Genomic DNA, 24,613 nt, shown 5'->3' with positions numbered 1-24,613 from the left:
CGCCGACCGCGCCGCCGGCGCGCCCGCCCGCCGCCTCCGCGTCGCCGTCGTCGGTGACACCCTGCTCGACGTCGACGTCTCCGGCACCAGCGAACGCCTCAGCCCAGACGCCCCGGTCCCCGTCGTCGACGTCGCCACCGACGACCGCCGTGCCGGTGGCGCCGGCCTGGTCGCGACCATGCTCACCCGCGACGGCCACGACGTGACGCTCGTCACCGTCCTCAGCGACGACGCCCGTGCGTCCGAGATCCGCGACCTCCTGCCCGGCGTCACGGTCGTCGCCGGACCCTCCGGTGTCCCGACGCCGGTGAAGACCCGCGTCCGGGTCGCCGACCACGCCCTCGTCCGCATCGACGAGGGCTGCGCGACCCCGCCCGTGCCGGAGGTCACCGACGCGATGGTCGCCGCGTTCGAGGGCGTCGACGCCGTCGTCGTCGCCGACTACGGCCGCGGGGTCGCAGCCGCCGGACCGCTCCGCGACGCGCTCACCGCGGTCGCCGAGCGCGTGCCGGTCGTCTGGGACCCGCACCCGAAGGGCGCGGCACCGGTGCCCGGCACCACGGTCGCCACCCCGAACAGCGCCGAAGCCCGCCGGTTCACCGACGTGTCCGGCGACGGCGTGCCGTTCGCCACCGAGGCCGCCGCCGTGCTCGTCGAGACCTGGGGGGTCGGCGCGGTCGCAGTCACGCTCGGAGACCGCGGCGCGCTCGTGTCGAGCGCTCGCGAGGGCAACCGGTTCGTCCCGGCCCCGTCCGTCACCGCGGGCGACCCCTGCGGCGCGGGTGATCGGCTCGCTGCCGGTGTCGCCGTGGCCCTGGCGAACGGCGCGGACGTGGCCGAGGCCGTCACGGCCGGTGTCACCGCCGCGTCCGAGTACCTCGCCGCGGGCGGCGTCACCGCCCTGTTCGCCGAGGACGGCCCCGCTCCGATCCGGGTCCCCGGTGCCGACCGCGACGCGATGCGCGTCGTGCACGACGTCCGGAGCGCCGGCGGTACCGTCGTCGCGACCGGCGGCTGCTTCGACCTGCTCCACGCTGGCCACGCCCGCACACTGTCGGCTGCCCGGGCGCTCGGCGACTGCCTGGTCGTCTGCCTCAACTCCGACGACTCGGTCCGCGCGCTCAAGGGCCCGGACCGGCCGATCATGGGCCAGGACGACCGGGTCGAGCTGCTCCTCGCACTCGACTGCGTCGACGCGGTCGTGGTGTTCGACGAGCACACGCCCGACGAGGCCCTCCGCCGCTTCCGCCCGGACGTCTGGGCGAAGGGCGGCGACTACACCGCGAGCGAACTGCCCGAGACCGCGACGCTCGCCGAGTGGGGCGGCCGTGTCGTCACGGTCCCGTTCCACCCGGGCCGGTCCACGACCCGCCTGGCCGCGGCCCTCGAACACGTCGGCTGAGCCCGACGGCTCCACGCCCCTACGGAAGGAAGTCCATGCCCGTCCCCACCACCCCCATCGGCCGCGTCCTCGTCACCGGCGGCGCCTCCGGACTCGGCGCCGCCGTCGTCGCGGCCGTCACCGAGGCCGGCGGCACCCCGATCGTCCTCGACCTGCGGGTCGACGCCGTCGCCGACGGCGTCGACGCGGTCGCGGTCGACGTGACCGACACCGAGGCGACGGAGCGGGCCGTCCGCGAAGCCGCCGAGCGCCACGGCGGCCTCGACGCCGTCGTCACCGCCGCGGGCATCGACAAGCCGGCGCCGATCGGTTCGATCTCCTCGGGCGACTGGGAACGGATCGTCGGGGTGAACCTGCTCGGCACCGCCGCGGTGGTGCGGGCCGCCCTGCCCGCGCTCGAGGCCACGCACGGCCGCGTCGTGACGATCTCGTCGTCGCTCGCCCTGCGCGGCGTCGGCGACGGCACCGCGTACTCGGCGTCGAAGTTCGGCGTCCGCGGGTTCTCGCAGGCCCTGGCCGCCGAGGTCGGTGGCCGCATCGGTGTCACGAACATCATCCCGGCCGGCATGCGGACGAACTTCTTCGCCGACCGCACCGAGCAGTACAAGCCGGGCCCGGACGCCCAGCTCATCGAGCCGGAGTACGTCGCGAACTCGATCCTGTTCGCGCTGTCGCAGCCGGCCGGCTGCGAGATCCGCGAGCTGTCGATCATGCCGGCGACGGAGCCCAGCTGGCCGTAGGCCGGCCGACACGGCCGCCCCGACCGGTCCGGGTCGCCAAAGCGACAGATCGCCGCGGAACGTTCGCGGCGATCTGACGCTTTCGCGGTTGCCGGACGGGAGGCGCGGTGCCGGTCGTGCGCCGTGCCCCCGTCCGCCTGTGGACCCGACCACCCGCCGAAGCGACAGATCGGCGTGGCGCCATTCGGTCCCAGCCGCGAAGGCGACGGAAGTGCGCGGAACGTTCGCGGGGATCTGTCGCCTTCGCGGTTGCCGGACGGGAGGCGCGGTGCCGGTCGTGCGCCGCGCCTCCCGTCCAGCGGTGGACCGGACCACCCCGGCGAAGCGACAGATCGGCGCGGCGCCAGCCGGTCCGTATCGCCAACGCGACAGGAGTGCGCAGAACGTTCGCCGCGATCTGTCGCTGTCGCGAACCGAACCGAACCGGACGCGCCCGTCAGACGGTGCGGAGCAGGTCGGCGACGTCGTCGAGGACCGCCTCCGGCGTGACCTGGTCGACGTAGGACGGGTCGTGCTCGCACCGCTCCGCCGTCCAGCCGACCTGCGTGACGTCGATCCCGCACACCGGGCAGTTCGTCACGAAGGACAGGTGCACGCGGTGCCGGCCACGGTCGAACGGCCCGGCGTTGACGACGTTCCCGAACCAGAACACGCCCACCGTGGGGGTGCCCACCGCGACGGCGAGGTGGCGCGGACCGGAGTCGTCGCCGACCATCACGTCCGCGGCCGCCAGGACCGCGGGCAGCTCGGCGAGCGGCAGCCCGCCGGTCAGGTCGTGCAGGCGGCCGCGCAGCCCCTCGGGTACGGCGGCGACGATGGCCTCGGCCGCGGGGACGTCGGTCGCGTCGCCGACGAGCACCACGTCGTCGCCGGCCTCGAGTCGGGCGCGTGCGACGGCGGCGAACCGGTCCGGGCTCCAGCGCCGACGGGGGTCCGTCGCTCCGGGGTGCATCGCCACGAGCCGCCCGGCGACACCGAGGCGCTCGCGCACCGCCCCGCGCTCGGCGTCCTCGACGTGCACCCGGGGGTCGAGCGTGACGGGGGCGGCACCGGCGAGGGAGACGACCTCGAGCGCGCGGACCACCTCGTGCTGGTAGTAGACGTAGCGGACCCAGCGCTCCAGCACCTCGGCGTCCTCGGTGGCGGTGCCGACCGTGTGACGCGCGCCGAGGCGGAGCAGGAACGGGTTCGAGTTGCGTCCACCGCCGTGCAGCTGCACGGCCAGGTCGAACCGGCCGTGCAGCCGGTCGACGAAGTCGTCGAGGGACGGTGCGTCGTCACCGGAGTCCCGCACGCCGGGCGAGACGGGGAGCTCCTCGAACGCGTGCACGGCGTCGGTCCGGCCGCGGAGGACGGCGGGGGCCGTCGGACCGCCGAGCAGGGTGACCCGGGCGTCGGGGTAGGCGGCCGCCAGGGCCTCGATCGCGGGGACCGCGAAGAGCAGGTCCCCCAGTCCCCCACCGCGGAGCACCGCGATCTCCCGGACGTCCTCGAACCGTTCTCCACCGTTGCCGATCAGTTGCACCCCTCACGTCTACCGGTCCGCGGCCGCCCGGGTGCCCAGCAGCGACGCCCGATGGACGAGAAGCGCGAGTCCGAGTCCGCACCCAGCCGGTCCGGAGCAGCGTTCGACTCCCGCCCGCCCTCGGAAGGAACCCATGACGCTCGCAGCTCCCGCCACCGACGCCTCCGCACACACCGACCAGGACGCCCTGGTCGTCACCGACCCGGTGAACGGATCGATCGCGTCGACGGTGGCCCGTGCCTCCGAGGAGGACGTCCGGAACGCGGTCGCTCGCGCGCGCGCAGCGGCCGGCGCGTGGGCACGGACGGCCCCGGCCGAGCGCGGCGCACTGCTGCACCGGGCCGCCGAGCACGTCCGCGCGCACGCCGAGGAGCTCGCCGCGCTGAACACCCGCGAGACCGGCAAGGTCCCCGGTGACGCCCTCGGCGGGGTCGAGGCGGGCGTCGGGACCCTCGTGCAGTACGCCGAGCTCGGTCCGGTCCACCGCGGTGAGGCGCTGCGCGGACAGTTCGGCGCGGCCGACTGGTCCGTCCCGCACCCCCGCGGCGTGGTGCTGGCCCTCACCCCGTGGAACGACCCGGTGGCCGTGGCCTGCGGGATCCTCGGCGCCGCGATCGTCACCGGCAACACGGTCGTGCACAAGGGCAGCGAGCGGTGCCCGGCCACCTTCGCACGGCTCAACGCCCTCCTGGCCGAGGTCCTGCCGGACGGCGTCGTCGTCGGCGTCGACGGCGACGCGGCCACCGGCGAGCTGCTGCTCGGCCAGGACGGCATCGACGTGTACGCCCACGTCGGGTCGACCGCGACCGGCGACCGGCTGAGCGAGGTCGCTGCCCGGACGCGCGCCCACGTGATCCGCGAGAACGGCGGGAACGACCCGGTGGTCGTGGACGCCGGCGTCGACCCCGCGTGGGCGGCCGCGCAGGTCGCGCTCGGGGCCTTCGCGAACACCGGGCAGATCTGCACGAGCGTCGAGCGGGTCTACGTCCACCGCGACGTCGCCGAGCCCTTCGTCGCCGCGCTCGTCGCCGAGGCCGAGCGCCGGACGGCGTCCCCGGCGGCGGAGTTCGGACCGCTCGTCGACGACCGGCTGCGGTGCACCGTGCAGTCGCACGTCGACGACGCCCTGCAGCGCGGCGCCTCGGCCCGGACCGGCGGTGTGACCCCGGGTGGCCTCGGCGCGTTCTACCCCGCCACCGTCCTGACCGGCTGCACCGACGACATGCTCGTGATGACCGAGGAGACCTTCGGCCCGATCGCACCCGTCCGTGTGGTCGACGACTTCGACGAGGGCCTCCGGCTCGCCGCCGCCGACCGGTACGGCCTGGCCGCGACGGTGCTGACGAACGACACCGGGCACGCGCTCCGTGCCGCGGCCGAGCTGCCGGTCGGCACCGTGAAGGTGAACGCCGTCTTCGGCGGGGCGCCCGGCGGGAGCGCGCAGCCCCGCGGCGCGTCCGGCGCCGGCTTCGGGTACGGCCCGCACCTCCTCGACGAGATGACCACGACCACCGTCGTCCACCTCGAAGCGGCACCGGCAGCTGCCGCACCGACTCCGGCGGCAGCGCCGGCCCCGGCGCCGGCCGACTCGGCCGGTGCCACCGCGGGCAGCGCCGACACCACCGGGGGTGCCCGGTGACCGCCGACGTCCGCCTCGTGCGCGACTTCGTCGCGACGGTCGACGACCGCGAACCCCTGGTCGTCGTGATCGGCGACTGCATCCTCGACCGGTGGACCGTCGGCGAGGCCGAACGCGTCTCCCGCGAGGCCCCGGCCCCGGTCGTCCGGGTCACCGAGACCATCGCCGTCCCGGGCGGTGCTGCGAACACCGCCGTGAACGCCCGCGCGCTCGGCGCCCGCGTCCGGATGGTCGGGCTCATCGGCGACGACGAGGCCGGGCGGGTCCTCCGCGACCGGCTCGACGCCGCCGGGGTGGACACCTCGTACCTCGTCGTCGTCGAGGGCGCCACCACCACGACCAAGTCCCGCGTCGTCGGGGGCGACCGGGTGGTCGTCCGCGTCGACGAACTCGCCGCGACCCCGACCGCCGAGCACGGCACCCGTCTCGGCGAGGCCGTCGCGCGCGCGATCCGCTGTGCCGACGCCGCCGTGGTCTGCGACTACGGGCTCGGCGTGCAGGCGTCCGACGTCGTCCCGATGCTCGACCGTGACCGCCCCGGTGCCGTCGTCGTCGACGCGCACGACCTCACCCGCTGGGCGGCGCTGGCCCCGGACCTCGTCACGCCGAACGCCGGCGAGGCCGCGGCGCTCCTCGGTCGCGAACTCGGCGTCGGCTCAGAGCGTGCCGCCGCCGTCGACGCCGCCCGTCGCGACGTCCTCGACCGCACCGGCGCCCGCGCGGCCGTCGTCACGCTCGACCGCGACGGCACGGTCCTGCTCGAGCCAGCGGCAGGACACGACGGCACCGGCCCTGCCGCCGACCGAGCCTTCCGCACCCGCGCCACCCCCGCCTCCGAGCAGCAGGCGTCGGGCGCCGGCGACACCTTCTGCGCCGCAGCCACCGTCGCCCTCGCCGTCCGCGCACCCCTGCGCGACGCGGTGTCGGTCGCGCAGGCCGCAGCCGACGTCGTCGTCCGCGAGGCCGGCACCTCCGTCTGCAGCGCCGCGGCGCTCCTGGAGTCCGTGACGGCCCCGGCGGCGACCGTCGTCGACCACGACGAGCTCGCCGACGCGGTCGCACGCGCCCGCCACGACGGCCGCCGGGTCGTCTTCACGAACGGGTGCTTCGACGTCGTCCACCGCGGGCACACGACGTACCTGCGGCAGGCCCGCGACCTCGGCGACCTGCTCGTCGTCGCGCTGAACGACGACGACTCGGTCCGGCGGCTGAAGGGTCCGGAACGGCCGATCAACCCGGCCGAGGACCGCGCCGGCGTGCTCGCCGCCCTGGCCTGCGTCGACCTGGTCACGGTGTTCGCCACCGACACCCCCATCCCGCTCATCGAGCGGCTCCGTCCCGAGGTGTACGTCAAGGGCGGCGATTACTCCCCCGAGATGCTGCGCGAGACCGAGGTCGTGCGTGGATACGGCGGCGAGGTCGTCATGGTCGACTACGTCCCCGAGCACTCCACCTCCGCCGTCGTCCGGCGCATCCGCGAAGCCGCGCAGCGCCCCGAGCCCGACCCGGCACCGTGACCGCCCGCTGGTCCGGGTCCTGGGCGACGGCCCCCGCACCGGCGGACACCCCCACGGCCGAGGTCGACGTCCTGATCCCGACGGTCGGCCGACCGGCAGAGCTCGCCACCACACTGGCCGGGTTGGCAGCCCAGACCGACGTCGACCTGCGCCTCGTGCTCAGCGACCAGTCCGCGGGCGGGGACGCCGCCGCCGCGCCGTCGGTGGCCGCCATGGTGCGCGTCCTGGAGGCGCAGGGCCGGCCCGTCACGCTGCTCACGCACCCGGAACGGCGTGGCCTGGCCGAGCACCGGCAGTTCCTCCTCGCGCACGCGACCGCCCCTGCGGTGCTGTTCCTCGACGACGACGTCTGGCTGGAACCGGGCACGGTCGCCCGGATGCTCGACGCGCTCCGCTCCCTGCGCTGCGGCTTCGTCGGCAGCCCCGTGCAGGGGTTGTCCTACCTGGACGACCGACGGCCGCACGAGACGTCGGTGTTCGAGCGCTGGGACGGCCCCGTCGTGCCGGAGGTCGTCCGGCGCGGCACCCCGGCGTTCGACCGCTGGTCGCTCCACAACGCCGCGAACCCGACGCACCTGGCAGGGGACCTCGACGTCGAACCCGGGGGCTGGGTGCCGTACCGCGTCGCCTGGGTCGGCGCGTGCGTGCTGTACGACCGCGAGGCCCTCGTCACGGTCGGCGGCTTCGGCTTCTGGGAGGCGCTGCCGCCCGAGCACGCCGGCGAGGACGTCGTCGCGCAGTGGCGGGTCATGGAGCGGTTCGGCGGCGTCGGGATCCTGCCGTCCGGCGCGGTGCACCTCGAGGCGCCGACGACCGTGACCGACCGTCGGGTGGACGCCCCGGACGTGCTGTTCGCCCCGGTCGACCAGGGTCGGGTCACACCACAGTAGGGGGTGGTCGAGACCGCAGCGGGATGGCAGCTGCCCGGCGCCTCCGTAGCGTCGATCCCGTCGACGAGGTCCGTCGGCGGAGGGAGCGTCGCCCGTGTTCGACCAGATCACCCCGCTCGTCGTCGAGCTGGCAGCGAGTCCGCTCGTCGTCGTCGTCCTCTTCCTGCTCTGCTTCGTCGACGGGTTCTTCCCGCCGGTGCCGAGCGAGTCCGCGCTGGTCGCGGTCGCCGCCATCGCCGCGACGTCCGGGCAGCCGGTGCTCGCCGGGGTGCTGGTGGCCGCGGCCCTCGGTGCCGTCGCCGGTGACTCGGTCGCCTACTGGATCGGGCGACGGATCGGCCTCGCCCGGATCGCGCACTCGAGACGGCCCCGCATCGCCGCGGCCTTCGCGTTCGCCGAGCTGCAGATGCGGCGGCGTTCCGCGAGCCTCATCCTGGTCGGCCGGTACGTCCCGGTCGGGCGGGTCGCCGTGAACATGACGGCTGGCGCGACGAGGCTGCCGTACCGTCGCTTCCTCATGATCAGCGCGATCGCCGGCGCTGCGTGGTCGGCCACCTCGGTCGGCATCGCCTTCGCCGCGTCGAGCGTGCTGCACGAACCGCTCGTCGCCGCGGTCGTGTCGATGGTGGTCGCGGCCGGGCTCGGGATCGTGGTGGACCGGGTGATCGGTAGCATCAGCCGGAGGCGCGACGCCCGCCCCGCGCCCCGCACCGCCCCGACCGGAGAGGCCGTCCGCCCGTGACCGCAGCGTCGAAGCAGCCCCCGGCGCCGCGGCCGTCCTGGTTCCTCCTGTCCGTCCGGATCGGGCTCGTGGTCGTCGCCGTCACGCTCTTCGCGGTCGCCGCCCCGGTCACGGTCGAGTACTACGGCGTGCCGGTGCCCGTCGCGATGCTCGTCACCGCCGTGCTCTCGCTGACCATCGGGCTCGCCCCGCTGTACCCGCGCGCCGCCTCGGTCGTGCACCTGGCGGCCCTCGCCGCCCTCGGCCTGCTGACGGCGCCGAGCACGACCGGTCCGTGGCCCGTGTCGGTGACGAGCATCATCGGGCTGAGCGTCCTGCTCGTCGTGCTCGGCGTCCGCAGCACCTGGCGGCTCACGGCGACGGTGTGGACCGCGGCTGCCGTGCTGAGCCTGCTGCTGGTCGCGGTGACGCCGAGCCGGTGGGGCGACGCGGACGTCTGGGCGACGAGCTTCGTGGTCAGCGCCGGCGACACCCTGGTGCTCGCCGCCGCCGCGGTCGTGATCGGGCAGCGCCGCTCCATCCGCGAGGAACTCGCCGCCGCCCGCCGTGACGCCGAGCTCGAGCAGGCCCGGCGCCGCTCGGTGGAGGACCGCTCCCGGATCGCCCGCGAACTGCACGACGTCGTCGCGCACAGCATGTCCGTCGTGCACATGCAGGCGGAGTCGGCGCCGTACCGGGTGGCCGACCTGCCACCCGGCGCCCGCGCCGAGTTCGCCGCCATCGCGGAGACCTCGCGCACGGCGCTCCGCGAGATGCGGCAGCTGCTCGGCACGCTCCGCGGCGACGGCGAGGCGGAGCGGGCACCGCAGCCCGACCTGGTCGACCTGCCGGCGCTCGTGCAGGCGACCGCTGCCGCCGGCATCCCGGTGGAACTCCGGCTGGGACCCGCGGACGACGTCGACCGGCTCGCGCAGCTCACCGCCTACCGGGTCGTGCAGGAGGCGCTCGGCAACGTGGCCCGGCACGCGCCCGGCGCGTCCACCGTCGTGACGGTCGGGAGGCACGGCTCGGCTCTCCGGGTCACGGTCGCGAACGCCGCGCCGCCGGCCGGCACCGTGCCCGCGGCTCCCCCGGACGACGGCGGCTTCGGCCTCGCCGGGATGCGCGAGCGGGTCGCCGCCCTGGACGGCACGATCGACCACGGGCCGGACCCGGACGGCGGCTTCTCCGTCGACGTGCACCTGCCCACCCGCTCACCGGCGGCCGACGGAGGAACCCGATGACGCGGGTGATGGTGGTGGACGACCAGCAGATGTTCCGCATGGGACTGATGGCGATCCTCCAGGCCCAGGACGACGTCGACGTCGTGGGCCAGGCGGTGAACGGTGCCGACGCCGTCGCGCAGGCGGCACGGCTGCGGCCGGACGTGATCCTGATGGACGTCCGGATGCCGGAGCTCGACGGGATCGAGGCGACCCGGCGGATCACCGCGGCCACGACGGACCGACCCGTCCGCGTGGTGATGCTCACGACGTTCGACATCGACGACTACGTGTTCGACGCGCTGCGGGCGGGGGCGAGCGGGTTCCTGCTCAAGGACGCCAGCGCCGAGGAACTCGTGCAGGCCGTCCGGACCGTGGCGTCCGGTGAGGCCCTGCTGGCACCACGCGTGACCCGGCACCTGGTGGAGGCGTTCGTCGCGGGTCCGCCGCCGGCCGCGCCGCGCACCGAGGCCATCGACGTGCTGACCGACCGCGAACGCGACGTCTTCCTGCTCATGGCGCGGGGACGGTCGAACGGCGAGATCGCGGCCGAGCTCTTCATCGCGGAGCAGACCGTGAAGACCCACGTCGGGCGGATCCTGGCGAAGCTGCAGCTGCGGGACCGCGTGCACGCCGTCGTGCTGGCGTACGAGACCGGCCTGGTCTCCCCCTCCTGAGCGGGGCGACCAGGCCGGTCCGGTGTCGTGCTGCCGTCGGTGGCTAGCGGACGCGGACCTGCTTCGCGGCCTGCTTGCCAGACTGCACGCCCGTGATGGTGACCGTGGCCTTGCCGGCGACGGCCTTCCACTGCACCGACGCGGAGCCGTCGATGACGTCGACCGTGCCGAGGTCGGTCGACCCGACCTGCACCCGCACCTGGCGGTCACCGGCGAACTTCGAGCCGGTCACCGTCACGCGCTGCCCCGGTCGCGGCGACCCGACGGACAGGTCGACGCGGGCGCTGCGGCTCAGGGCCGCGAGGTCGCCGTTCAGGCGGAGCGCCTCGGACATCGTGAAGAACGTGTCCGTCTGGTCGGTCAGGCCGACGACGTTCGCGGCGCCGGGGCCGAACGCGGCGATCCGGACCTGGGTGCCGGTGTGCTGCTGCGAGGAGCCCGCACCCGACGTGCCGTAGGACACCTTCATCGTCGCGCCGTCGGCGGTGACGAGGGCCGTGGAGAGCGAGGTCGGCGGCGTGTTGTCGACGATCTGGCTGGAGTGCGCGTGGTCGGCGGTCGCGATGACGAGCGTGTTGCCGTCCTTCTTGGCGAAGGCGAGCGCGGACTGCACGGCCTCGTCGAAGTCGATCGTCTCACCGATCTGGCCGCAGGCGTCGGCGGCGTGGTCCTGCTTGTCGATGCTCGCGCCCTCGACCTGCAGGAAGAAGCCCTTGCCGTTCTTCCCACGGTCGAGCAAGTTGATCGACTTGTTCGTCAGCGAGGCCAGCGACAGCCCGGTGTCGAGTCGCGCCGGGTTCGGCGTGCAGGTCACGGGTGCCTGGTCGGCGCCGCCCACCGTCGCCGTGGTCGGTGCGTAGCGGGTCGGGAAGTTGCCCGGCGTGAAGAGCCCGAGGAGCGGCTGCTTCTGGTCGGCCTTCCGAACGGCCGTGAGCCCGGCCGCGTCGGACACGACCTGGTACCCACGCTGCGAAGCCTGGTCGAAGAGGGTGTCGCCCGCGTACTGACCGGCCTTCGCGGTCTGCTGGAAGCTCGTCGAGCCGCCGCCGAGGGTGACGTCCGGGCGGGCGTTGAGCAGCTGCTCGCTGATCGACCCGAGGCCGCCGTTCTGCAGGGCGTCGGTGCCGCACGCAGCGGTGTCCGGGCCGTAGCAGGAGCGGGAGCCGACGTGCGCGACCTGGACCGCCGGGGTGGCGTCCTGGATCTCGGCGGTCGAGACGTCGCCGGTGCGGAGGCCGTTCGCCTTCGCGAGCTCGAGGAGCGTCTGCTGCGGCTTCCCGTCGATGTCGACCGAGATGGCGCCGTCGTAGGTCTTCGTGCCGGTCGCCCACGCGCTGCCCGAGGCCGCGGAGTCGGTGACGTAGTCCGGCTTGCCCTTGTTCGCGCCGTCCTTCGTGAGCGAGTACGTCGTGTACGAGCCGGTCAGGGGCAGGGCGTCGAGGCCCGGCAGGCGACCCGCGGCGCCGTACTGGTAGTTGCGGGCGATCGTAATCTCGGAGTCGCCCATCCCGTCGCCGATGAGCAGGATGACGTTCTTCGCGTTGGCGTTCTTGATCGCCTGGCGGACGGCCTGCGTCTGGTCGCCGGCTGCGCGCTGGGCGCCGCCGTGCTGGTTCAGTGCGAGCTGCCCGACGGCCTCGGCCGTGCCCGGCAGGGCGATGGCGCCGGCGATGAGCGCGGCGCCGAGTGCGAGCGCTGCACGTCGGCGGCGCTGCGGAGTGTGCTGCATTGGGTGGTCTCCCTCGTCTGTGCCCCCGAACGGGTGCCATCCGAGGATGGCTGTGCGGGGGTACAGGCGGGTGAACCGGTGGCGTCGGTCAGGTGAACGTGGTGCGGGCGGGCGGGTGTGAGCGGGCGTCAGCGGCGGCGTGCGGTCGGTCGGTCGGTCGCACGATGCACACGCATCCGGTGCGTGCGCATGTTCCGACGTCCCACGCGTCGATCGACAGGTGCTTCGTCGCTTGATGCAGACGCATCACTTGCGCGTGCATGTTTCGACAATCCACGCGTCGATCGACGAGTGCGGGGTCGCAAGATGCGTGTCCATGTTGCGACACCAGGCGCGCACGCAAGGGCCCGACAAGCGGCCGACGCACAGACGGACGGGAGGCGCGGTGCCAGCTGGCACCGCGCCTCCCGTCAGGACGTGGTCGCGACTCAGGCGGCGAGGTGCGCCTGCAGGAACCAGCGGTCCTTGGTCAGGCCGCGCTCGATCTCGATGACGACGTCCTGCGAGTTGAGGTCGACCTCGTCGAGGCCCTCGACGGCACGGCGGACCTGCAGCAGTGCGGCGTCGATCTCGGCGATGACCTCGGTGATGGTCACGTCGGAGTTCTGGAAGCCCTCCGACAGCGGCGGGATGGTGGTGTTCGCCGCGACCGTGGAGATGCGCGAGTCGACCGGCAGGCCGAGGGCGACGATGCGCTCCGCGGCGAGGTCGGCCCACTCCTGGGCGTGCTCGACGATGGTGTCGAGGAGCTCGTGCACGCCGACGAAGTTGCGGCCGCGGACGTGCCAGTGCGCCTGCTTGCCGTTGACGACGAGTGCCTCGAGGTCGATCACGACGGGGGCGAGGAACTGTGCCACCCCGGCGGCGAGCTCCGGCGTCGTCGAGAACGGGGACGTGGTGGTCGTGGTGCCGGACTGCGTGGTGGTGCTCTGCGTGGTCATGTGCTTCCTCCTACCTCGTGGCTACACCGACCCGCTGGACCTGTCCTGGCCGGCGGCGTGCAACCGATGGTCACAACAGTGCCCGGTTCTCTTGAATGCCGCAAGGAAGCGGAGGCTGACCTTACCCGCGGTGCGGCGTCAGCCGACGAGGGTGTCGAACCCCGCGTCGGTGAGCTCGATCTGCACGACCGAGCGGGCCCGCTCGACCCAGGGGCTGTCGGCGCACCCGATCCAGACGGTGGTGCGGGGCTCGCAGTCGGCGACGCACCACTCGGACGCCCAGCCGGTGACGGCGGCGGCCAGTGCCTCGCCGTGGTCGGCGAAGACCAGGGGCGCGACGGCAGATTCGCGGGCGCTCCGGACCAGCCAGGCCACGGTGACGCGCGGCGGTGCCGGGAGCGTCCGGACCTGCTCGTCGAGGGCGACCTCGATGAAGACCTGGCCGTACGCGTTATCGGGCAGGTCCTCGAGCATGCGGGTGATCTCGGGCAGGTCGTCGACGCCACCGGCGAGGAGGATGCGTTCGCTGGGCTGTCGCCGGGTCCGTGCCATGCTGCAACGGTAAGGGAAGCCTTACCTCATCACAAGGGGTCCGGCGTCGTTCCCCCGATACGCGCAGCCGGCACACCGAGTTCGTGCGCCAGGAACGTCCACATCCACCGCAGCGCGACCGTGTTCGTCAGCGCCGGCACTCCCTGGGCGATCTGCGTCGCGACGCCGTCGCTGTACGCCGCGAGCTTGAGCGCGACGACCTCGGGCGACTCCGCCGGTGTGAAGACGCCCGAGTCGGTGCCGCGTCGGACGACCCGCACGAGACAGGCCTCCCACACCCGGATGCGTTCGGCGTACTCCGCCGCCACCTCGGGTCGGCGCGCGACCGCCGTCCAGTAGTCGGACCAGATGCGCCAGTGCTGCCGGACCTGCTCGGTGTCGCCGAAGAGGGGCGCGACGAGCATCCGCAGCGCCGCCACGGGGTCGGGCTCGGCGTCGACAGCCGCCACGATCGCACCGTAGAAGCGCTCGGTCTCGAGCACCACGACCTCGTTGAGGATCTCCGCGACGCTGCCGAAGTGGTAGGTCACCGTGCCGACGGAGACGTCCGCCGCCGACGCGATGTCGCGGAGCCCCGTCGCACCGACGCCCTGTCGGACGATGACGGCGCGGGCGGCGTCGACGATCATCGCCCGCCGGACCTCCGGCCGCTGCCGCGCGCGGGTCGTGCCGGTCACGCCGAGGTCCTCGGCACGTCGTCGACGAAGGTGTGCTCGGCGACGAGGGTCTCGGGGACGTCCGCTCCGCCGTCGCGCGCCCACGCCCGCACGGTGTTCACGAGGTGGAAGGCCTCGGCGTCGGCGGTCATCTCGGACGTCGTCTCGAGCCGCGCCTGCCACTCCGGCTTCGACAGCCCGATCGACCACCGCGACGACGCCCGCGCCGAGGTCGGGTCGTCCTGCGTGATGCGGTACGTCTCCCGGGCGTCCTCCGTGAACACCAGCCCGTCGGGGTAGACCCGTCCGCCGCCGTAGCCGGGGTCGACGTCGAGCGTCCACTCCCCTGCGTCGACGTCGTGCGTGACGGTCCGCTGCGGCAGCGGGTCGGCCGGCGCGACGCGCTCGATCACGAGGGGCACGGACCTTTCGGGCTCGGCGAAGACCACTCCGTCGTCGGTCGACCGGGTCCAGGTGGGCAGGGTGACGCTCGAGGCATCCGGGTCGATCGTCACGGTGGCGTCGGTGCCGTGCGGCCAGACCCACGGCCAGTACGACGTCGACACGGCGAGGCGGAGCCGGTGCCCCGCGGCGAACCGATGGCCGGTCGACACGAGCCGGACCGGCAGCTCGGCGGGCACCCCCGGCTCGAGCGGGTCGTTGCGCTCCATGCCGTTCCGCTTCGCGGCGTTCAGGACCCCCCGCGTGATGAGCGTCGACGATCCGTCCGGGGCGATGTCGCACAGGCGCACGGTGACGGTGGCACGGGGCTGGTCGCTCGTGACGGTCAGGCGCACCAGGACGGTGCCGAGCACGTCGACCGCTTCGTCGAGCGGCAGGTCGAAGCAGACCGAGCGACCGTCCTCGGCGCGCTGGTCCGGGGGCAGGTCGGTGGCGTTGCCGAACGGGAAGAACCGACCCGCGTCGACACCGGTGTGCTGCGGCGACCGCACCACCACCGGCCCGTCGGACCCACCGCGCAGCGTCGACAGCGCCGCGACGTCGTCACGGGTCGCCGCGGACGGCCACGCCTCGGCGCCGACCCAGCGGCCGCGGCGCGACTCGTAGTACGTGGCGGGGGGTTCGCCCTCGTTGATCCAGGCGCGGAGCGCCGGGTCCTGCTCGACCCCGGTGTCGATCCCGCGGAGCCACCGGTCCCACCACCGCAGGGTCTCCTGCAGGAAGCCGATCGACGGACCCGGCGCCAGCCCGCGGTCCGGGTACTGGTGCGACCACGGCCCGACGATGCCCTTCACCGGGGCCTGCACGTTCGACACCAGCCGGAGGACCGCGTCGCGGTAGGGGTCGGCCCAGCCGCCGACGGCGAGCACCGCGGCGCCGATGCCGTCGTAGTCCTCGGCGGCGCTGCCGTGCCGCCAGTAGTCGTCGCGCTCCTGGTGCGACAGCCACACCGGGGTCATCGGTCGGTTCGAGTCCAGGCGGTCGCGCCACTGCGACACCCACGACGGCCCGACGACCTCGGGCCGCGGCGGCCGCGAGTTGAACGCGAACATCGTCGCGCCCCACGCGGCCATGTCGATCCCGAGGACGGCGCCGCCGACGTAGTGCACGTCGTTGTCGTACCGGTCGTCGGTCGAGCAGACCGTCACGATCGCCTTGAGCGCCGCCGGCGCGCGGGCGGCGAGCTGCAGGGCGTTGAACCCGCCCCAGGAGATGCCGAACATGCCGACGGCCCCCGTGGACCACTCCTGCTCGGCGAGCCAGGCGATCACGGCCTCGCCGTCGCGGAGCTCCTGCTCGCTGTACTCGTCGTCGAAGGACCCGTCGGACGACCCGGTGCCGCGGATGTCCACCCGCACCGAGGCGTAGCCGTGTGCTGCGTACCAGGGGTGCCGTTCGGAGTCGCGGGGCGCCGTCCAGTCGTCGAGCCGGTACGGCAGGTACTCGAGCAGGACCGGGACCGGCGCGTCCGGTGCGGCCGACGCCGGCGCCCAGATCCGCGTGTGCAGCCGGACGCCGTCGGGCATCGGGATCCACTCGTCGCGGACGGTCACGCCGTCGGGCAGCACCGGGTCGGGCCCGAGTGCGGTGTGGCCGCCGTCGGGCAGCGCCGGGTCGCGCCCGGGTGCGGTGTGGCCGGTCATGCATCCTCCCAGTTCCGGGTGTGGTGTCCGTCGCCCCGGTCGGTCCACCCCGCGGCGTGGCGCCAGCGCGGGACCCCGTCGCCGACGTCGGGCAGCACGGTGCTGCCGGGCTCGAGCGTCGCCGCGAGGAGCGTCGACGTGTACGGGTGGTTCGGACCGCCGAACACCCGCTCGGTCGGTCCGATCTCGACGATCTGCCCGCCGGTCATCACGGCGACGCGGTCGGCGACACCGCGGACGACCGCGAGGTCGTGGCTGATGAACAGGCAGCTCAGCCCGCGTTCCCGCTGCAGGTCGGCCAGGAGCGACAGGATGCCGGCCTGCACCTGCACGTCGAGCGCCGTCGTGATCTCGTCCGCGACGACCAGCCGGGGTTCCGCCGCCAGCGCCCGGGCGATCCCGACGCGCTGGCGCTGGCCGCCGGACAGCTGCGCCGGCAGCCGGCTCGCGAACTCCGGTCCGAGACCGACCTGTGTCAGCAGCTCGCCGACCCGCTCGCGGGACGTGCTGCCGGTGAAGAGCTTGAGGGGCCGCGCGATGGCCGCCCCGACGGTGCGCCGTGGGTTGAGCGACGTGTCCGCGTTCTGGAACACGAGCTGCACGGCACGTCGGAGGTCCGGGGACCGCCCGGCGATCGGTTCGCGCAGGTCGCCGCTCGTCGTGCCGTCGTCGAACGTGAAGGTGCCGGACTCCGCCGGCACCAGGCCGGCCAGGGCGGTCGCGAGCGTCGACTTGCCGCTGCCGGACTCGCCGACGACGGCGAGGGTCTCGCGCGGCGCGATCGTGAAGGAGACGCCGGCGACGGCGGCCGGCAGGCCGCGCCCGTACCGGATCACCAGGTCCTCGGCGGTCACCACGGGACGGACGTGCGGGCCGGGAGGCGCGGTGCCGGTCGCCCTGGCGGCGAGCGTCTCGGAGACGGTCACCGATCCGAGCGGGTGGGCCGTGCCTCCAGGCCGTCGCCCGTCCGGCACCGCGGCCAGCAGGGCCCGCGTGTACTCGTGCTGCGGAGCGGCGAAGAGCGCCGCGGTGGCGGCGTGCTCGACGACCTCGCCGTCGCGCATGACGGCGATCTCGTCCGCCATCGCGGAGACCACGCCGAGGTCGTGGCTGACGAGCAGCACGGCCATGCCGAGCTCGCGACCGAGGTCGGCGATGAGGTCGAGGACGGCGGCCTGGGTGACCACGTCGAGCGCCGTGGTGGGCTCGTCGAGGACGAGCACCCGGGGGCGGGCGGCGACGGCCATCGCGATCGCGATGCGTTGCTGCTGGCCGCCGGAGAGCTGGTGCGGGTACCGCCGGACGATCGCGTCCGGATCGGGCAGGCGGACGAGCCGGACGAGCTCCGCCACACGCTCCGGGCCGTCGGGTTCGCCGTGGGCGCGGAGGGCCTCGCGGATCTGCTCGCCGACGCGCATCGACGGGGTGAGCGCCTGCCCGGCGTTCTGCGCCACGACGGAGGCGGTGCCGCCGCGGAGGGCTCGGCGGCCGGCCGGCGAGAGGGCGAAGACGTCGGCACCGTCGACCCGGACCGTGCCGCGCTCGATGGTGGAGCCGGCTCGCAGGTGTGCGAGCAGGGTCCGCGCGACGGTGGACTTGCCACTGCCGGACTCCCCCACCAGCCCGAGGGTGCGTCCCTGTTCGATGGCGAAGGACACGCCCCGAACGACGGGGACGGTGCGGCGGCCGGCCGCGTACGACACGGCGAGGTCGTCGACGCGGACGATCGGGTCCGGTGCGGTCGCCGTGTCTGCCGGGGCCGTCCCGGTGTCGGTGTGCGTCATGCGCTGACTCCCTGCTTCGCCCGGTCGACGCCGAGCGACTTGCTCAGGCCGTCGGCCGCGAGGTTGAGACCGACGACCAGGGTCGCGAGCGCCACGATCGGCGCCAGCGTGCCGAGCGGCACGACGGTCAGGGCGGTGCGGTTCTCCTGCACCATGAGGCCCCAGTCCGGCGTCGGCGGGTTCGCGCCGAAGCCGAGGAAGGACAGCGACGCCACGAGCAGCACGATCCACGAGGCGCGCATGGCGTACTCGACCAGCACGACGTCGAGCACGTTCGGCAGGATCTCGCGGAACACGATCGAGAGCGGCCGTTCGCCGCGGGCACGGGCCGCCGTGACGTAGTCCTGCGTGATCACGCTCCGGGCGGCACCGCGGACCACCCGGGTGACGGCGGGGGCGTAGACGATCGTGACGGCGAGCACGATGACCCAGAGCCCGGCGTCGAACACCGTCACGACGACGAGCAGCGCGAGGATCGACGGCACGCTGAGGAGCGCGTCGACGATGCGCATGACGACCTCGTCGAACCAGTTGTCCGCGTACGCCGTGACGGCGCCGAGGAACGTCCCGACCGCGACCGCGATGGTCGTCGCGAGGAAGGTCACGAGCAGGGCGTACCGGCCGCCGTTGAGCGTCCGGGACAGGATGTCGCGGCCGTACTGGTCGGTGCCGAGCCAGTGCGTCCAGGTCGGCCCGGCGAGCACGTCGGCGCTGTTCGTCGCGACCGGGTCGTGGCCGGCGATCACCGGGGCGAGCACGGCGAGCACCAGGTGCAGCGCGATGAGCCCGAGACCGATGCTCAGCGCGGTCGAACTGCGGAGCGGTGCGACGGCGGCGCCGAGGACGGTGCGGGAGCGCGGGGTGGTCGCGGTCATGCTGCTGCCTTCCGGGAGGTGCGTGCCGGGGCTCCGGGACGGGTCCGGCTCCGGGTGCGCTGGCGGCGCTGGCGGGTCCGCAGCTTCGGGTCGAGCGCGAGGGCGACGAGGTCCGCCGCCAGGTTGCACACGACGTAGACGACGGCGCTGAGGAGCGCGATCGCCTCGATCGTCGGCAGGTCGCGGTTGAACACCGACTCGAGCATGAGCTTGCCCATCCCCGGGTAGTTGAAGACGTTCTCGACGACGACCACGCCGCCCAGCAGCCAGGCCACGTTCAGCGCGACGACGTTGAGCGTCGGCAGCAGGGCGCTCGGTACCGCGTGCTTCCAGACCACGCGCCGCATCGTGAGGCCCTTGAGCTCGGCGGTGGTGACGAACTCCGACGCCATCACGTCGATCGTCGACGACCGGGCGGTGCGGACGATGTACGCCGCCATGGCGAGCGTCAGGACGATGATCGGCAGCCAGATCGTCGGCAGGAGCTCCGCCACGGTGGCGTCGCTGCCCCGCAGGACCACGGCGGGGAAGAGCGGCAGGCCGATCGCGAAGAGCAGCACGAGGACGGTCGCGACCATGAACTCCGGCACGCTCATCACGACGAGGCTGACGATCGAGATCACTCGGTCGGACGGACGTCCGCGGCGGACGCCCGCTACGACCCCGAGCGTGAGGGACACCGTGACGCCGACGATCATCGCGGGGACGGCGATGAGCATGCTGTTCCGGAACGCCGTGAAGAGCGTCGGGGCGACGGGCTCCCCGCTGACGAGCGAGGTGCCGAAGTCGCCGTGCACGGCACCGCCGAGCCACTGCAGGTACCGGAGCCACACGTTCTGGTCGAGGCCGAGCGACTCCCGGAGCTGCTTGACGGCGTCGGGCGTGGCGTTCTGCCCGAGGAGCTGCTGCGCGACGTCGCCGGGCAGGGCCTGCACGGCGAGGAACACGAACAGCGAGGCGAGCACCACCGTGAGGACGGCGATGCCGAGCCGGCGGAGGACGGGGACGAGGACGTTCATCGGCGCAGTCCGATCCGAAGGTAGTCGAACTCGAAGCCGTACTCCGAGTAGTTCACGACGTCGCGGGACAGCCCGACCAGCCGGTCCCCGAACATCGGGGTCATGTCGGCGCCGTCCGCGACGATGAGCCGCTGCGCGTCCTGGTAGTACGTCAGGCGCTTGGCGTCATCCATCTCGGCGCGGGCGTCGTCGAGCAGCCCGTCGAAGGTCTCGTTCGACCAGGCGCTCTCGTTGTAGGACGAGCCGGAGCGGAAGATCTGGTTGAGCAGCTGGTCGATCGGCCGTCCGGTGAACCAGTAGCTCACCATGAGCGGCTTCTGCATCCAGATCTGCGTGTAGTACGAGTCCGAGCTCGCGTTCTTCACGGTCAGGGTGATGCCGGCGTCAGCCACCGCGTCACGGTAGGCGACGGCCATCGGCGTGAAGACCGACTCGTACGACGAGGTGTAGATCGCGGTCCGGAAGTCCTCGCGCCCGGCGGCCTTGAGGAGCGCCTTCGCCTTGTCCGGGTCGTACTCGCGGTGGTCGTCGACGAAGGCGGCGAGCTGCGGCGGCACCGGGTTGTCCCACCCGGCCGAGCCGGTGCCCTGCAGCGCGGTGTCGACGATCTTCGTGGGGTCGTAGGCGAGCTTCATCGCCTGGCGCACCCGCGGGTCGCGGAACTCCTCGGACGTCGCGAGCATCGGGATCGTGTACCACTGCGCGTTCTTCGACCGCGCGATGGTCGCTCGGTCGGAGGCCGCGACGACCCGGGCCGTGGCGAAGTCGAGGTTCGTCTGCGAGATCAGGTCGATCTGCCCCGCGAGCAGGGCGTTCACCCGGGCGGTGGTGTCCTGGATCGAGTAGAAGTCGATGCCGTCGAGCACCGGCCGTCCGGCGAAGTGGTCGTCGAACGCCTCGACGCTGCCGGCGCCGGCGGGCGTGAAGGACGACAGTCGGAACGGCCCGGTGCCGATGCCGGTCTTCCCGATGTCCGCGACGGCGCCGGCCGGCACGATGTAGCACTGGTACGCGGTCAGGAGCGACGGGAACTCGGCGTTCGGCTTCGTCAGCGCGAAGCGGAGCGTGTACGGGTCGACCGCGGTCATCGACTGCGCGTCCATGACCTCGCCGAGGACGCCGGCCTGCGGGCTGCCGGTCTTCTCGTCGAGGATGTGCCGGATGCTGGCGATCGCGTCGTCGGCCGTGAAGCGGGAGCCGTCGTGGAACCGGACGCCCTTCCGGAGCCGGAACGTCCACTCGGTGCCGTCGTCGTTCGCCGTCCACTCCTCGGCGAGGTCCGGGATCGTCCGGCCCTGCTGGTCGAGCTTGACGAGCCGGTTGTAGAGCGCGCCGAGGTACTCGTACGCGGACAGCGAGCTGGCCGAGTCGAGCGTCTCGGCGGCGGAGGCGGCCGGGCGCGCGATGCGCAGGCGACCACCCTGCCGAGCGATGCCGGTGGCGGCGGCCTCCGGCAGGGTCGTGGTGCCGGCGGACGCGCCGGAGCTGCACCCGGTGAGGGTGAGCAGGCCGAGGCCGGCCAGTCCGGCGGCGCCGGTGAGGAGCGCTCGGCGGCTCGGGCCGCGGGCGTTCCTGGGTTCGGGGACGATGGGCTGCATTCGGGGTGACCCCTCCTGTAATCGTTCCGGTGAACGATAGAGGGCTTCTGCTCCCGACCCAAGCCCGGTGACGCATCGCCCGGAGTCGCCGGAACGCGTCGATCCGCAGCCGTACGCGGATCCGTCCGCACGATCACATCGGGACAACGTTTACCAACCCGTTACACAGGCGCTCGCCCGCCGCTCCCCCGACGCGGCAGGATCGGACCACGGGCACCCGTCCGTCCCGACGAAGGAGCACCGATGGCCACGTTCACGCGCGGGTTCGGCGGCCGCCGCGACGACCGCGACGACCCCCGCATCCCGCCCGGGCAGACCCTGGTCCGCGACTGGCCCGTGCTCTCCGCCGGTGCCACGCCCGACATCGAGCCCTCCGAGTGGGCCTTCTCGATCCAGACCGAGTCGGGCCAGCACCGCTGGACGTGGGACGAGGTGCACGCGCTCGGGGTCGAGGACGTGCAGGTCGACATCCACTGCGTGACGCACTGGACGAAGCTCGACATGCCGTGGCGGGGCGTGCCCCTCGACCGCCTGTTCGCCGACGTCGAGACCTCGCTCGAGTACTGTATGGTGCACAGCTACGGCGGCTACACCACCAACGTCCCCCTCGACGAGCTCCTCGACGGGCAGTCCTGGATCGCGTTCGAGGCCGACGGCGAACCGCTGACGCCCGAGCACGGCGGCCCGGCCCGACTGCTCGTCCCCCACCTCTACTTCTGGAAGAGCGCCAAGTGGGTGCGCGGCATCGTCATGCAGTCCGACGACGAGCCGGGCTTCTGGGAGAACGCGGGCTACAACCTGCACGGCGACCCGTGGAAGGAAGAGCGGTACTGGTGACGCTCCCCGACACCGGCCTGGAGGCGCAGCACACCCCGAGCACGCCCGCCCGGTCCGGCAGGCGCCCGGCCTGGCACCCCGCGACCGTCGCGTCGGTCGCGCCGGAGACCCCGAACGCGCGCCGCATCGTCCTCGACGTGCCGAGCTGGCCGGGGAACGACCCCGGGCAGCACCTCGACGTGCGGCTGACCGCCGAGGACGGCTACCAGGCGTCCCGTTCGTACTCGATCGCCTCGTCCGGTGACGGCACCTCGGTGCTGCTCGCGGTGGACCGGGTGGACGGCGGAGAGGTCTCGCCGTTCCTCGTCGACGCGGTCGAGGTCGGGGACGCGCTCGAGGTGCACGGCCCGCTCGGCGGCTGGTTCGTCTGGCACCCCGGCGCGACGGACCGCCCCGTGCAGCTCATCGCCGGCGGATCGGGCATCGTCCCGCTCGCCGCGATCGCCGGGGCGCACGCCGACGCCGGCGACGCGGCACCGTTCCGGCTGCTCTACGCCGTCCGCACCCCCGAGGACGTCTTCTTCCGCCCCGAGCTCGCCCGCGCCGAGGCCGCCGGGGTCGAGGTCACCCACGTGTACAGCCGCACGGCTCCCGCGGGTTCGACGGTGGCGGCCGGGCGGCTGACGAAGGAGTCCCTGGCGGCCGGGGTGTTCCCGCCCGACGCCGGAGCGCTCGTCTACGTCTGCGGGTCGACGCCGTTCGTGGAGCAGGTGCTGCGGTGGCTCGGGGAACTCGGGCACGACACCACCGACGTGCGCGCCGAACGGTTCGGAGGCAGCTGATGTCCACCCTCGACGGCAACGCCCTGGCCGGTCCGCTCACCGAGGTCCTCGGCCCGGACCCGACCCTGGCGGTCCTGCGGTGCAGTGGCTGCGGGTCGCTCGGCGTCCTCGCGGTCACCCGCGTCTACGCCACCGCGATGGGCGCGGTGGCGCGCTGCCGCGACTGCGACACCGTCCTCGTCACCCTGGTCGACACCCCGGATCGTCGCTGGGTGGGACTGCCCGGTGCACGAGCGGTCGCCGCACCGCCCGCGTGATCGGTCGGCCCGCGCAAGCCCGGATCGGCGCCCTTGCGGGAAGGATGCGGTTTCCCGCAAGGACCGGAGACCGACCAGTCCGAACCCGCCGCCGCTCCGGATGCTCTCCTGGGGACGACGCCGGGCCACCCACCCGGCGCCTCCAGTGGGCACGGTAGCCCGCGCGTCCGGCGGGCGCGGGTACCCGAAGCCTGCGCACGCCGGACGCCCCCGCTCACGCTCCCGCCCCGGCTCACGCTCTCCCCGAGACGACAGAAGGCCCCGGTCTCTCGACCGGGGCCTTCTGGTTCGTTCCGAGCGGATGACGAGATTCGAACTCGCGACCCTCACCTTGGCAAGGTGATGCGCTACCACTGCGCCACATCCGCGTACGTGCACACTCTACCCGCAACCGTCGCGCGCAGCGTGATCCGGCCCGGACCGGGCGTGTCCCAGCCCGCCGGAGTTCGATCGGACCATGAGCTACGTGCACGACAACCCCGGCGGAACCGAAGCCCACGGCGTCGACCTCATCGACGGCGACGACCCGGCGGTGCGCATCCTCGTGCACGGCGACCTGCCCACGACGATCGAGCACGAGGGCCGCACCTGGCTGTCGAGCGGCGAGAGCCACGACGACGGTGACGACCAGGCGCCCCCGATCGCCGTCTACCGTCCGGTGGACACGCCGTGACCGCGACCGCGGACGTCGCCGGCCTGCTGGAGTACGCGACCACGCGCCTCCAGGACCGCATGGCGGGTCTCACCGACCACGAGTGGGAGTGGCAGCCCGTCGCCGGCGATGCCCGGGTGACCATCCGGTGGCGACTCGACCACCTCGCCGAGACGCTGGGCGACGACCGCAACCGGGAGTGGCTCGGTGAGGAGCCCACGGGTGCACCGCCGATCGCCCCGGCAGCATCGGCGGACGCCGCCGTGGCGGCCGTCGTCGACGCCGGAACCCGGTTCGCCGCCCTGGTGCGGGGCCTCGACGCCGAGGGTGCGGCACCGATCGGCCCGGTCGCCGGTCCGTACGCCGACGACTCCCGCCTGTCGTTCGTGCTGCACGTGGTCGACGAACTCGTGCACCACGCCGCCGAGGCAGCGCTCCTCCGCGACCTGTACGCCGCGCGGACTGCTGCCCCGGACGGGTCCGCCGCCTAGG

23 protein-coding genes and 1 tRNA gene are annotated in these 24,613 nt (G+C 73.7%); 13 read left to right on the top strand and 11 right to left on the bottom strand.

What is annotated here, in order from left to right; all coding sequences use genetic code 11:
- The first annotated feature begins 61 nt into the window (after positions 1–61).
- Positions 62–1,402, top strand: coding sequence for a PfkB family carbohydrate kinase (locus BIU96_RS05000; protein ID WP_071291553.1), 1,341 nt, complete (start codon positions 62–64; stop codon positions 1,400–1,402).
- A gap of 35 nt (positions 1,403–1,437) precedes the next feature.
- On the top strand, positions 1,438–2,142 hold the full coding sequence (locus BIU96_RS04995; RefSeq protein ID WP_071291503.1) for an SDR family oxidoreductase: 705 nt from the start codon (positions 1,438–1,440) through the stop codon (positions 2,140–2,142).
- 436 nt (positions 2,143–2,578) lie between these two features.
- On the opposite strand, the gene BIU96_RS04990 is transcribed toward BIU96_RS04995, so the two are convergent.
- Positions 2,579–3,667: a glycosyltransferase family 9 protein gene (locus BIU96_RS04990; RefSeq protein WP_071291502.1), complete on the bottom strand. Its 1,089-nt coding sequence runs from the start codon at positions 3,665–3,667 to the stop codon at positions 2,579–2,581.
- A gap of 133 nt (positions 3,668–3,800) precedes the next feature.
- Here BIU96_RS04990 and BIU96_RS04985 point away from each other — a divergent pair, with 133 nt between their 5' ends.
- The 6 genes from BIU96_RS04985 (at position 3,801) to BIU96_RS04960 (ending at position 10,334) form a co-directional block, all read left to right on the top strand.
- Complete coding sequence (locus BIU96_RS04985) at positions 3,801–5,306, top strand: aldehyde dehydrogenase (protein ID WP_071291501.1); 1,506 nt, start codon at positions 3,801–3,803, stop codon at positions 5,304–5,306.
- Positions 5,303–6,823: a D-glycero-beta-D-manno-heptose 1-phosphate adenylyltransferase gene (gene rfaE2, locus BIU96_RS04980; protein WP_071291500.1), complete on the top strand. Its 1,521-nt coding sequence runs from the start codon at positions 5,303–5,305 to the stop codon at positions 6,821–6,823. Before BIU96_RS04985 ends, rfaE2 begins: the two co-directional genes overlap by 4 nt.
- Positions 6,820–7,713, top strand: a complete 894-nt coding sequence (locus BIU96_RS04975) for a glycosyltransferase family 2 protein (RefSeq protein WP_071291499.1) — start codon at positions 6,820–6,822, stop codon at positions 7,711–7,713. The genes rfaE2 and BIU96_RS04975 overlap by 4 nt, the downstream gene beginning before the upstream one ends.
- 94 nt (positions 7,714–7,807) lie before the next feature.
- Positions 7,808–8,455, top strand: coding sequence for a DedA family protein (locus tag BIU96_RS04970; protein WP_071291498.1), 648 nt, complete (start codon positions 7,808–7,810; stop codon positions 8,453–8,455).
- Complete coding sequence (locus BIU96_RS04965) at positions 8,452–9,678, top strand: sensor histidine kinase (RefSeq protein ID WP_071291497.1); 1,227 nt, start codon at positions 8,452–8,454, stop codon at positions 9,676–9,678. Before BIU96_RS04970 ends, BIU96_RS04965 begins: the two co-directional genes overlap by 4 nt.
- Positions 9,675–10,334 (top strand): response regulator transcription factor, encoded by a 660-nt coding sequence (locus tag BIU96_RS04960; RefSeq protein ID WP_071291496.1) that lies wholly within the window; start codon positions 9,675–9,677, stop codon positions 10,332–10,334. The genes BIU96_RS04965 and BIU96_RS04960 overlap by 4 nt, the downstream gene beginning before the upstream one ends.
- Positions 10,335–10,377: 43 nt before the next feature.
- Here the strand turns inward: BIU96_RS04960 and phoA are convergent, their stop codons facing one another.
- The 9 genes from phoA to BIU96_RS04915 form a co-directional block, all read right to left on the bottom strand.
- Positions 10,378–12,063 (bottom strand): alkaline phosphatase, encoded by a 1,686-nt coding sequence (gene phoA / locus BIU96_RS04955; protein ID WP_083402670.1) that lies wholly within the window; start codon positions 12,061–12,063, stop codon positions 10,378–10,380.
- 428 nt (positions 12,064–12,491) lie between these two features.
- Entirely contained in the window at positions 12,492–13,004 is a 513-nt protein-coding gene (locus tag BIU96_RS04950) for a Dps family protein (RefSeq protein WP_071291495.1), read from the bottom strand.
- Positions 13,005–13,142: 138 nt separating this feature from the next.
- Positions 13,143–13,556 (bottom strand): SIP domain-containing protein, encoded by a 414-nt coding sequence (locus tag BIU96_RS04945; protein ID WP_071291494.1) that lies wholly within the window; start codon positions 13,554–13,556, stop codon positions 13,143–13,145.
- A gap of 29 nt (positions 13,557–13,585) precedes the next feature.
- Complete coding sequence (locus BIU96_RS04940) at positions 13,586–14,233, bottom strand: TetR/AcrR family transcriptional regulator (RefSeq protein ID WP_071291493.1); 648 nt, start codon at positions 14,231–14,233, stop codon at positions 13,586–13,588.
- Complete coding sequence (locus tag BIU96_RS04935) at positions 14,230–16,317, bottom strand: CocE/NonD family hydrolase (protein ID WP_083402669.1); 2,088 nt, start codon at positions 16,315–16,317, stop codon at positions 14,230–14,232. The genes BIU96_RS04940 and BIU96_RS04935 overlap by 4 nt, the downstream gene beginning before the upstream one ends.
- Complete coding sequence (locus BIU96_RS04930; protein WP_071291492.1) at positions 16,314–18,101, bottom strand: ABC transporter ATP-binding protein; 1,788 nt, start codon at positions 18,099–18,101, stop codon at positions 16,314–16,316. The genes BIU96_RS04935 and BIU96_RS04930 overlap by 4 nt, the downstream gene beginning before the upstream one ends.
- Positions 18,098–18,976 carry an ABC transporter permease gene (locus tag BIU96_RS04925; RefSeq protein ID WP_071291491.1) on the bottom strand — a complete coding sequence of 293 codons (879 nt, stop codon included), beginning with the start codon at positions 18,974–18,976 and terminating at the stop codon, positions 18,098–18,100. The genes BIU96_RS04930 and BIU96_RS04925 overlap by 4 nt, the downstream gene beginning before the upstream one ends.
- Entirely contained in the window at positions 18,973–19,995 is a 1,023-nt protein-coding gene (locus BIU96_RS04920; protein ID WP_071291490.1) for an ABC transporter permease, read from the bottom strand. The genes BIU96_RS04925 and BIU96_RS04920 overlap by 4 nt, the downstream gene beginning before the upstream one ends.
- Positions 19,992–21,593, bottom strand: a complete 1,602-nt coding sequence (locus tag BIU96_RS04915; protein WP_071291489.1) for an ABC transporter substrate-binding protein — start codon at positions 21,591–21,593, stop codon at positions 19,992–19,994. Before BIU96_RS04915 ends, BIU96_RS04920 begins: the two co-directional genes overlap by 4 nt.
- A 243-nt stretch (positions 21,594–21,836) precedes the next feature.
- Between BIU96_RS04915 and BIU96_RS04910 the strand changes: the two genes are divergently transcribed.
- Genes BIU96_RS04910 through BIU96_RS04900 form a run of 3 tightly spaced genes read left to right on the top strand, consistent with a single transcriptional unit; the run spans position 21,837 to position 23,469 of the window.
- Positions 21,837–22,430, top strand: coding sequence for a molybdopterin-dependent oxidoreductase (locus BIU96_RS04910; RefSeq protein WP_071291488.1), 594 nt, complete (start codon positions 21,837–21,839; stop codon positions 22,428–22,430).
- Positions 22,427–23,212, top strand: coding sequence for an FAD-binding oxidoreductase (locus tag BIU96_RS04905; protein WP_083402668.1), 786 nt, complete (start codon positions 22,427–22,429; stop codon positions 23,210–23,212). Before BIU96_RS04910 ends, BIU96_RS04905 begins: the two co-directional genes overlap by 4 nt.
- Positions 23,212–23,469 (top strand): DUF6510 family protein, encoded by a 258-nt coding sequence (locus BIU96_RS04900; RefSeq protein ID WP_071291487.1) that lies wholly within the window; start codon positions 23,212–23,214, stop codon positions 23,467–23,469. Before BIU96_RS04905 ends, BIU96_RS04900 begins: the two co-directional genes overlap by 1 nt.
- Before the next feature lie 296 nt (positions 23,470–23,765).
- Here BIU96_RS04900 and BIU96_RS04895 read toward each other — a convergent pair.
- Positions 23,766–23,837: transfer RNA gene (locus BIU96_RS04895), tRNA-Gly, on the bottom strand.
- A gap of 89 nt (positions 23,838–23,926) precedes the next feature.
- On the opposite strand from BIU96_RS04895, the gene BIU96_RS04890 reads away from it, so the two are divergent.
- Positions 23,927–24,142 (top strand): hypothetical protein, encoded by a 216-nt coding sequence (locus tag BIU96_RS04890; RefSeq protein ID WP_071291486.1) that lies wholly within the window; start codon positions 23,927–23,929, stop codon positions 24,140–24,142.
- Positions 24,139–24,612, top strand: a complete 474-nt coding sequence (locus BIU96_RS04885) for a DinB family protein (protein ID WP_071291485.1) — start codon at positions 24,139–24,141, stop codon at positions 24,610–24,612. The genes BIU96_RS04890 and BIU96_RS04885 overlap by 4 nt, the downstream gene beginning before the upstream one ends.
- Position 24,613 lies beyond the last annotated feature (1 nt).

Source organism: Curtobacterium sp. MCBA15_008 (assembly GCF_001865065.1).
Classification (GTDB): Bacteria; Actinomycetota; Actinomycetes; order Actinomycetales; family Microbacteriaceae; genus Curtobacterium.
Note: the sequence above shows the minus strand (reverse complement) of the source record. Positions and strands in the feature narration are given on the sequence as shown.

What these genes read in the sequence shown, in the direction of transcription:
- BIU96_RS04995 (WP_071291503.1), top strand. Translation starts at nt 1,438, where the DNA reads ATGCCCGTCCCCACCACCCCCATCGGCCGCGTCCTCGTCACCGGCGGC.
- BIU96_RS04985 (WP_071291501.1), top strand. Translation starts at nt 3,801, where the DNA reads ATGACGCTCGCAGCTCCCGCCACCGACGCCTCCGCACACACCGACCAG.
- BIU96_RS04960 (WP_071291496.1), top strand. Translation starts at nt 9,675, where the DNA reads ATGACGCGGGTGATGGTGGTGGACGACCAGCAGATGTTCCGCATGGGA.
- phoA (WP_083402670.1), bottom strand. Translation starts at nt 12,063, where the DNA reads ATGCAGCACACTCCGCAGCGCCGCCGACGTGCAGCGCTCGCACTCGGC.
- BIU96_RS04950 (WP_071291495.1), bottom strand. Translation starts at nt 13,004, where the DNA reads ATGACCACGCAGAGCACCACCACGCAGTCCGGCACCACGACCACCACG.
- BIU96_RS04945 (WP_071291494.1), bottom strand. Translation starts at nt 13,556, where the DNA reads ATGGCACGGACCCGGCGACAGCCCAGCGAACGCATCCTCCTCGCCGGT.
- BIU96_RS04935 (WP_083402669.1), bottom strand. Translation starts at nt 16,317, where the DNA reads ATGACCGGCCACACCGCACCCGGGCGCGACCCGGCGCTGCCCGACGGC.
- BIU96_RS04930 (WP_071291492.1), bottom strand. Translation starts at nt 18,101, where the DNA reads ATGACGCACACCGACACCGGGACGGCCCCGGCAGACACGGCGACCGCA.
- BIU96_RS04925 (WP_071291491.1), bottom strand. Translation starts at nt 18,976, where the DNA reads ATGACCGCGACCACCCCGCGCTCCCGCACCGTCCTCGGCGCCGCCGTC.
- BIU96_RS04920 (WP_071291490.1), bottom strand. Translation starts at nt 19,995, where the DNA reads ATGAACGTCCTCGTCCCCGTCCTCCGCCGGCTCGGCATCGCCGTCCTC.
- BIU96_RS04915 (WP_071291489.1), bottom strand. Translation starts at nt 21,593, where the DNA reads ATGCAGCCCATCGTCCCCGAACCCAGGAACGCCCGCGGCCCGAGCCGC.
- BIU96_RS04910 (WP_071291488.1), top strand. Translation starts at nt 21,837, where the DNA reads ATGGCCACGTTCACGCGCGGGTTCGGCGGCCGCCGCGACGACCGCGAC.
- BIU96_RS04900 (WP_071291487.1), top strand. Translation starts at nt 23,212, where the DNA reads ATGTCCACCCTCGACGGCAACGCCCTGGCCGGTCCGCTCACCGAGGTC.
- BIU96_RS04890 (WP_071291486.1), top strand. Translation starts at nt 23,927, where the DNA reads ATGAGCTACGTGCACGACAACCCCGGCGGAACCGAAGCCCACGGCGTC.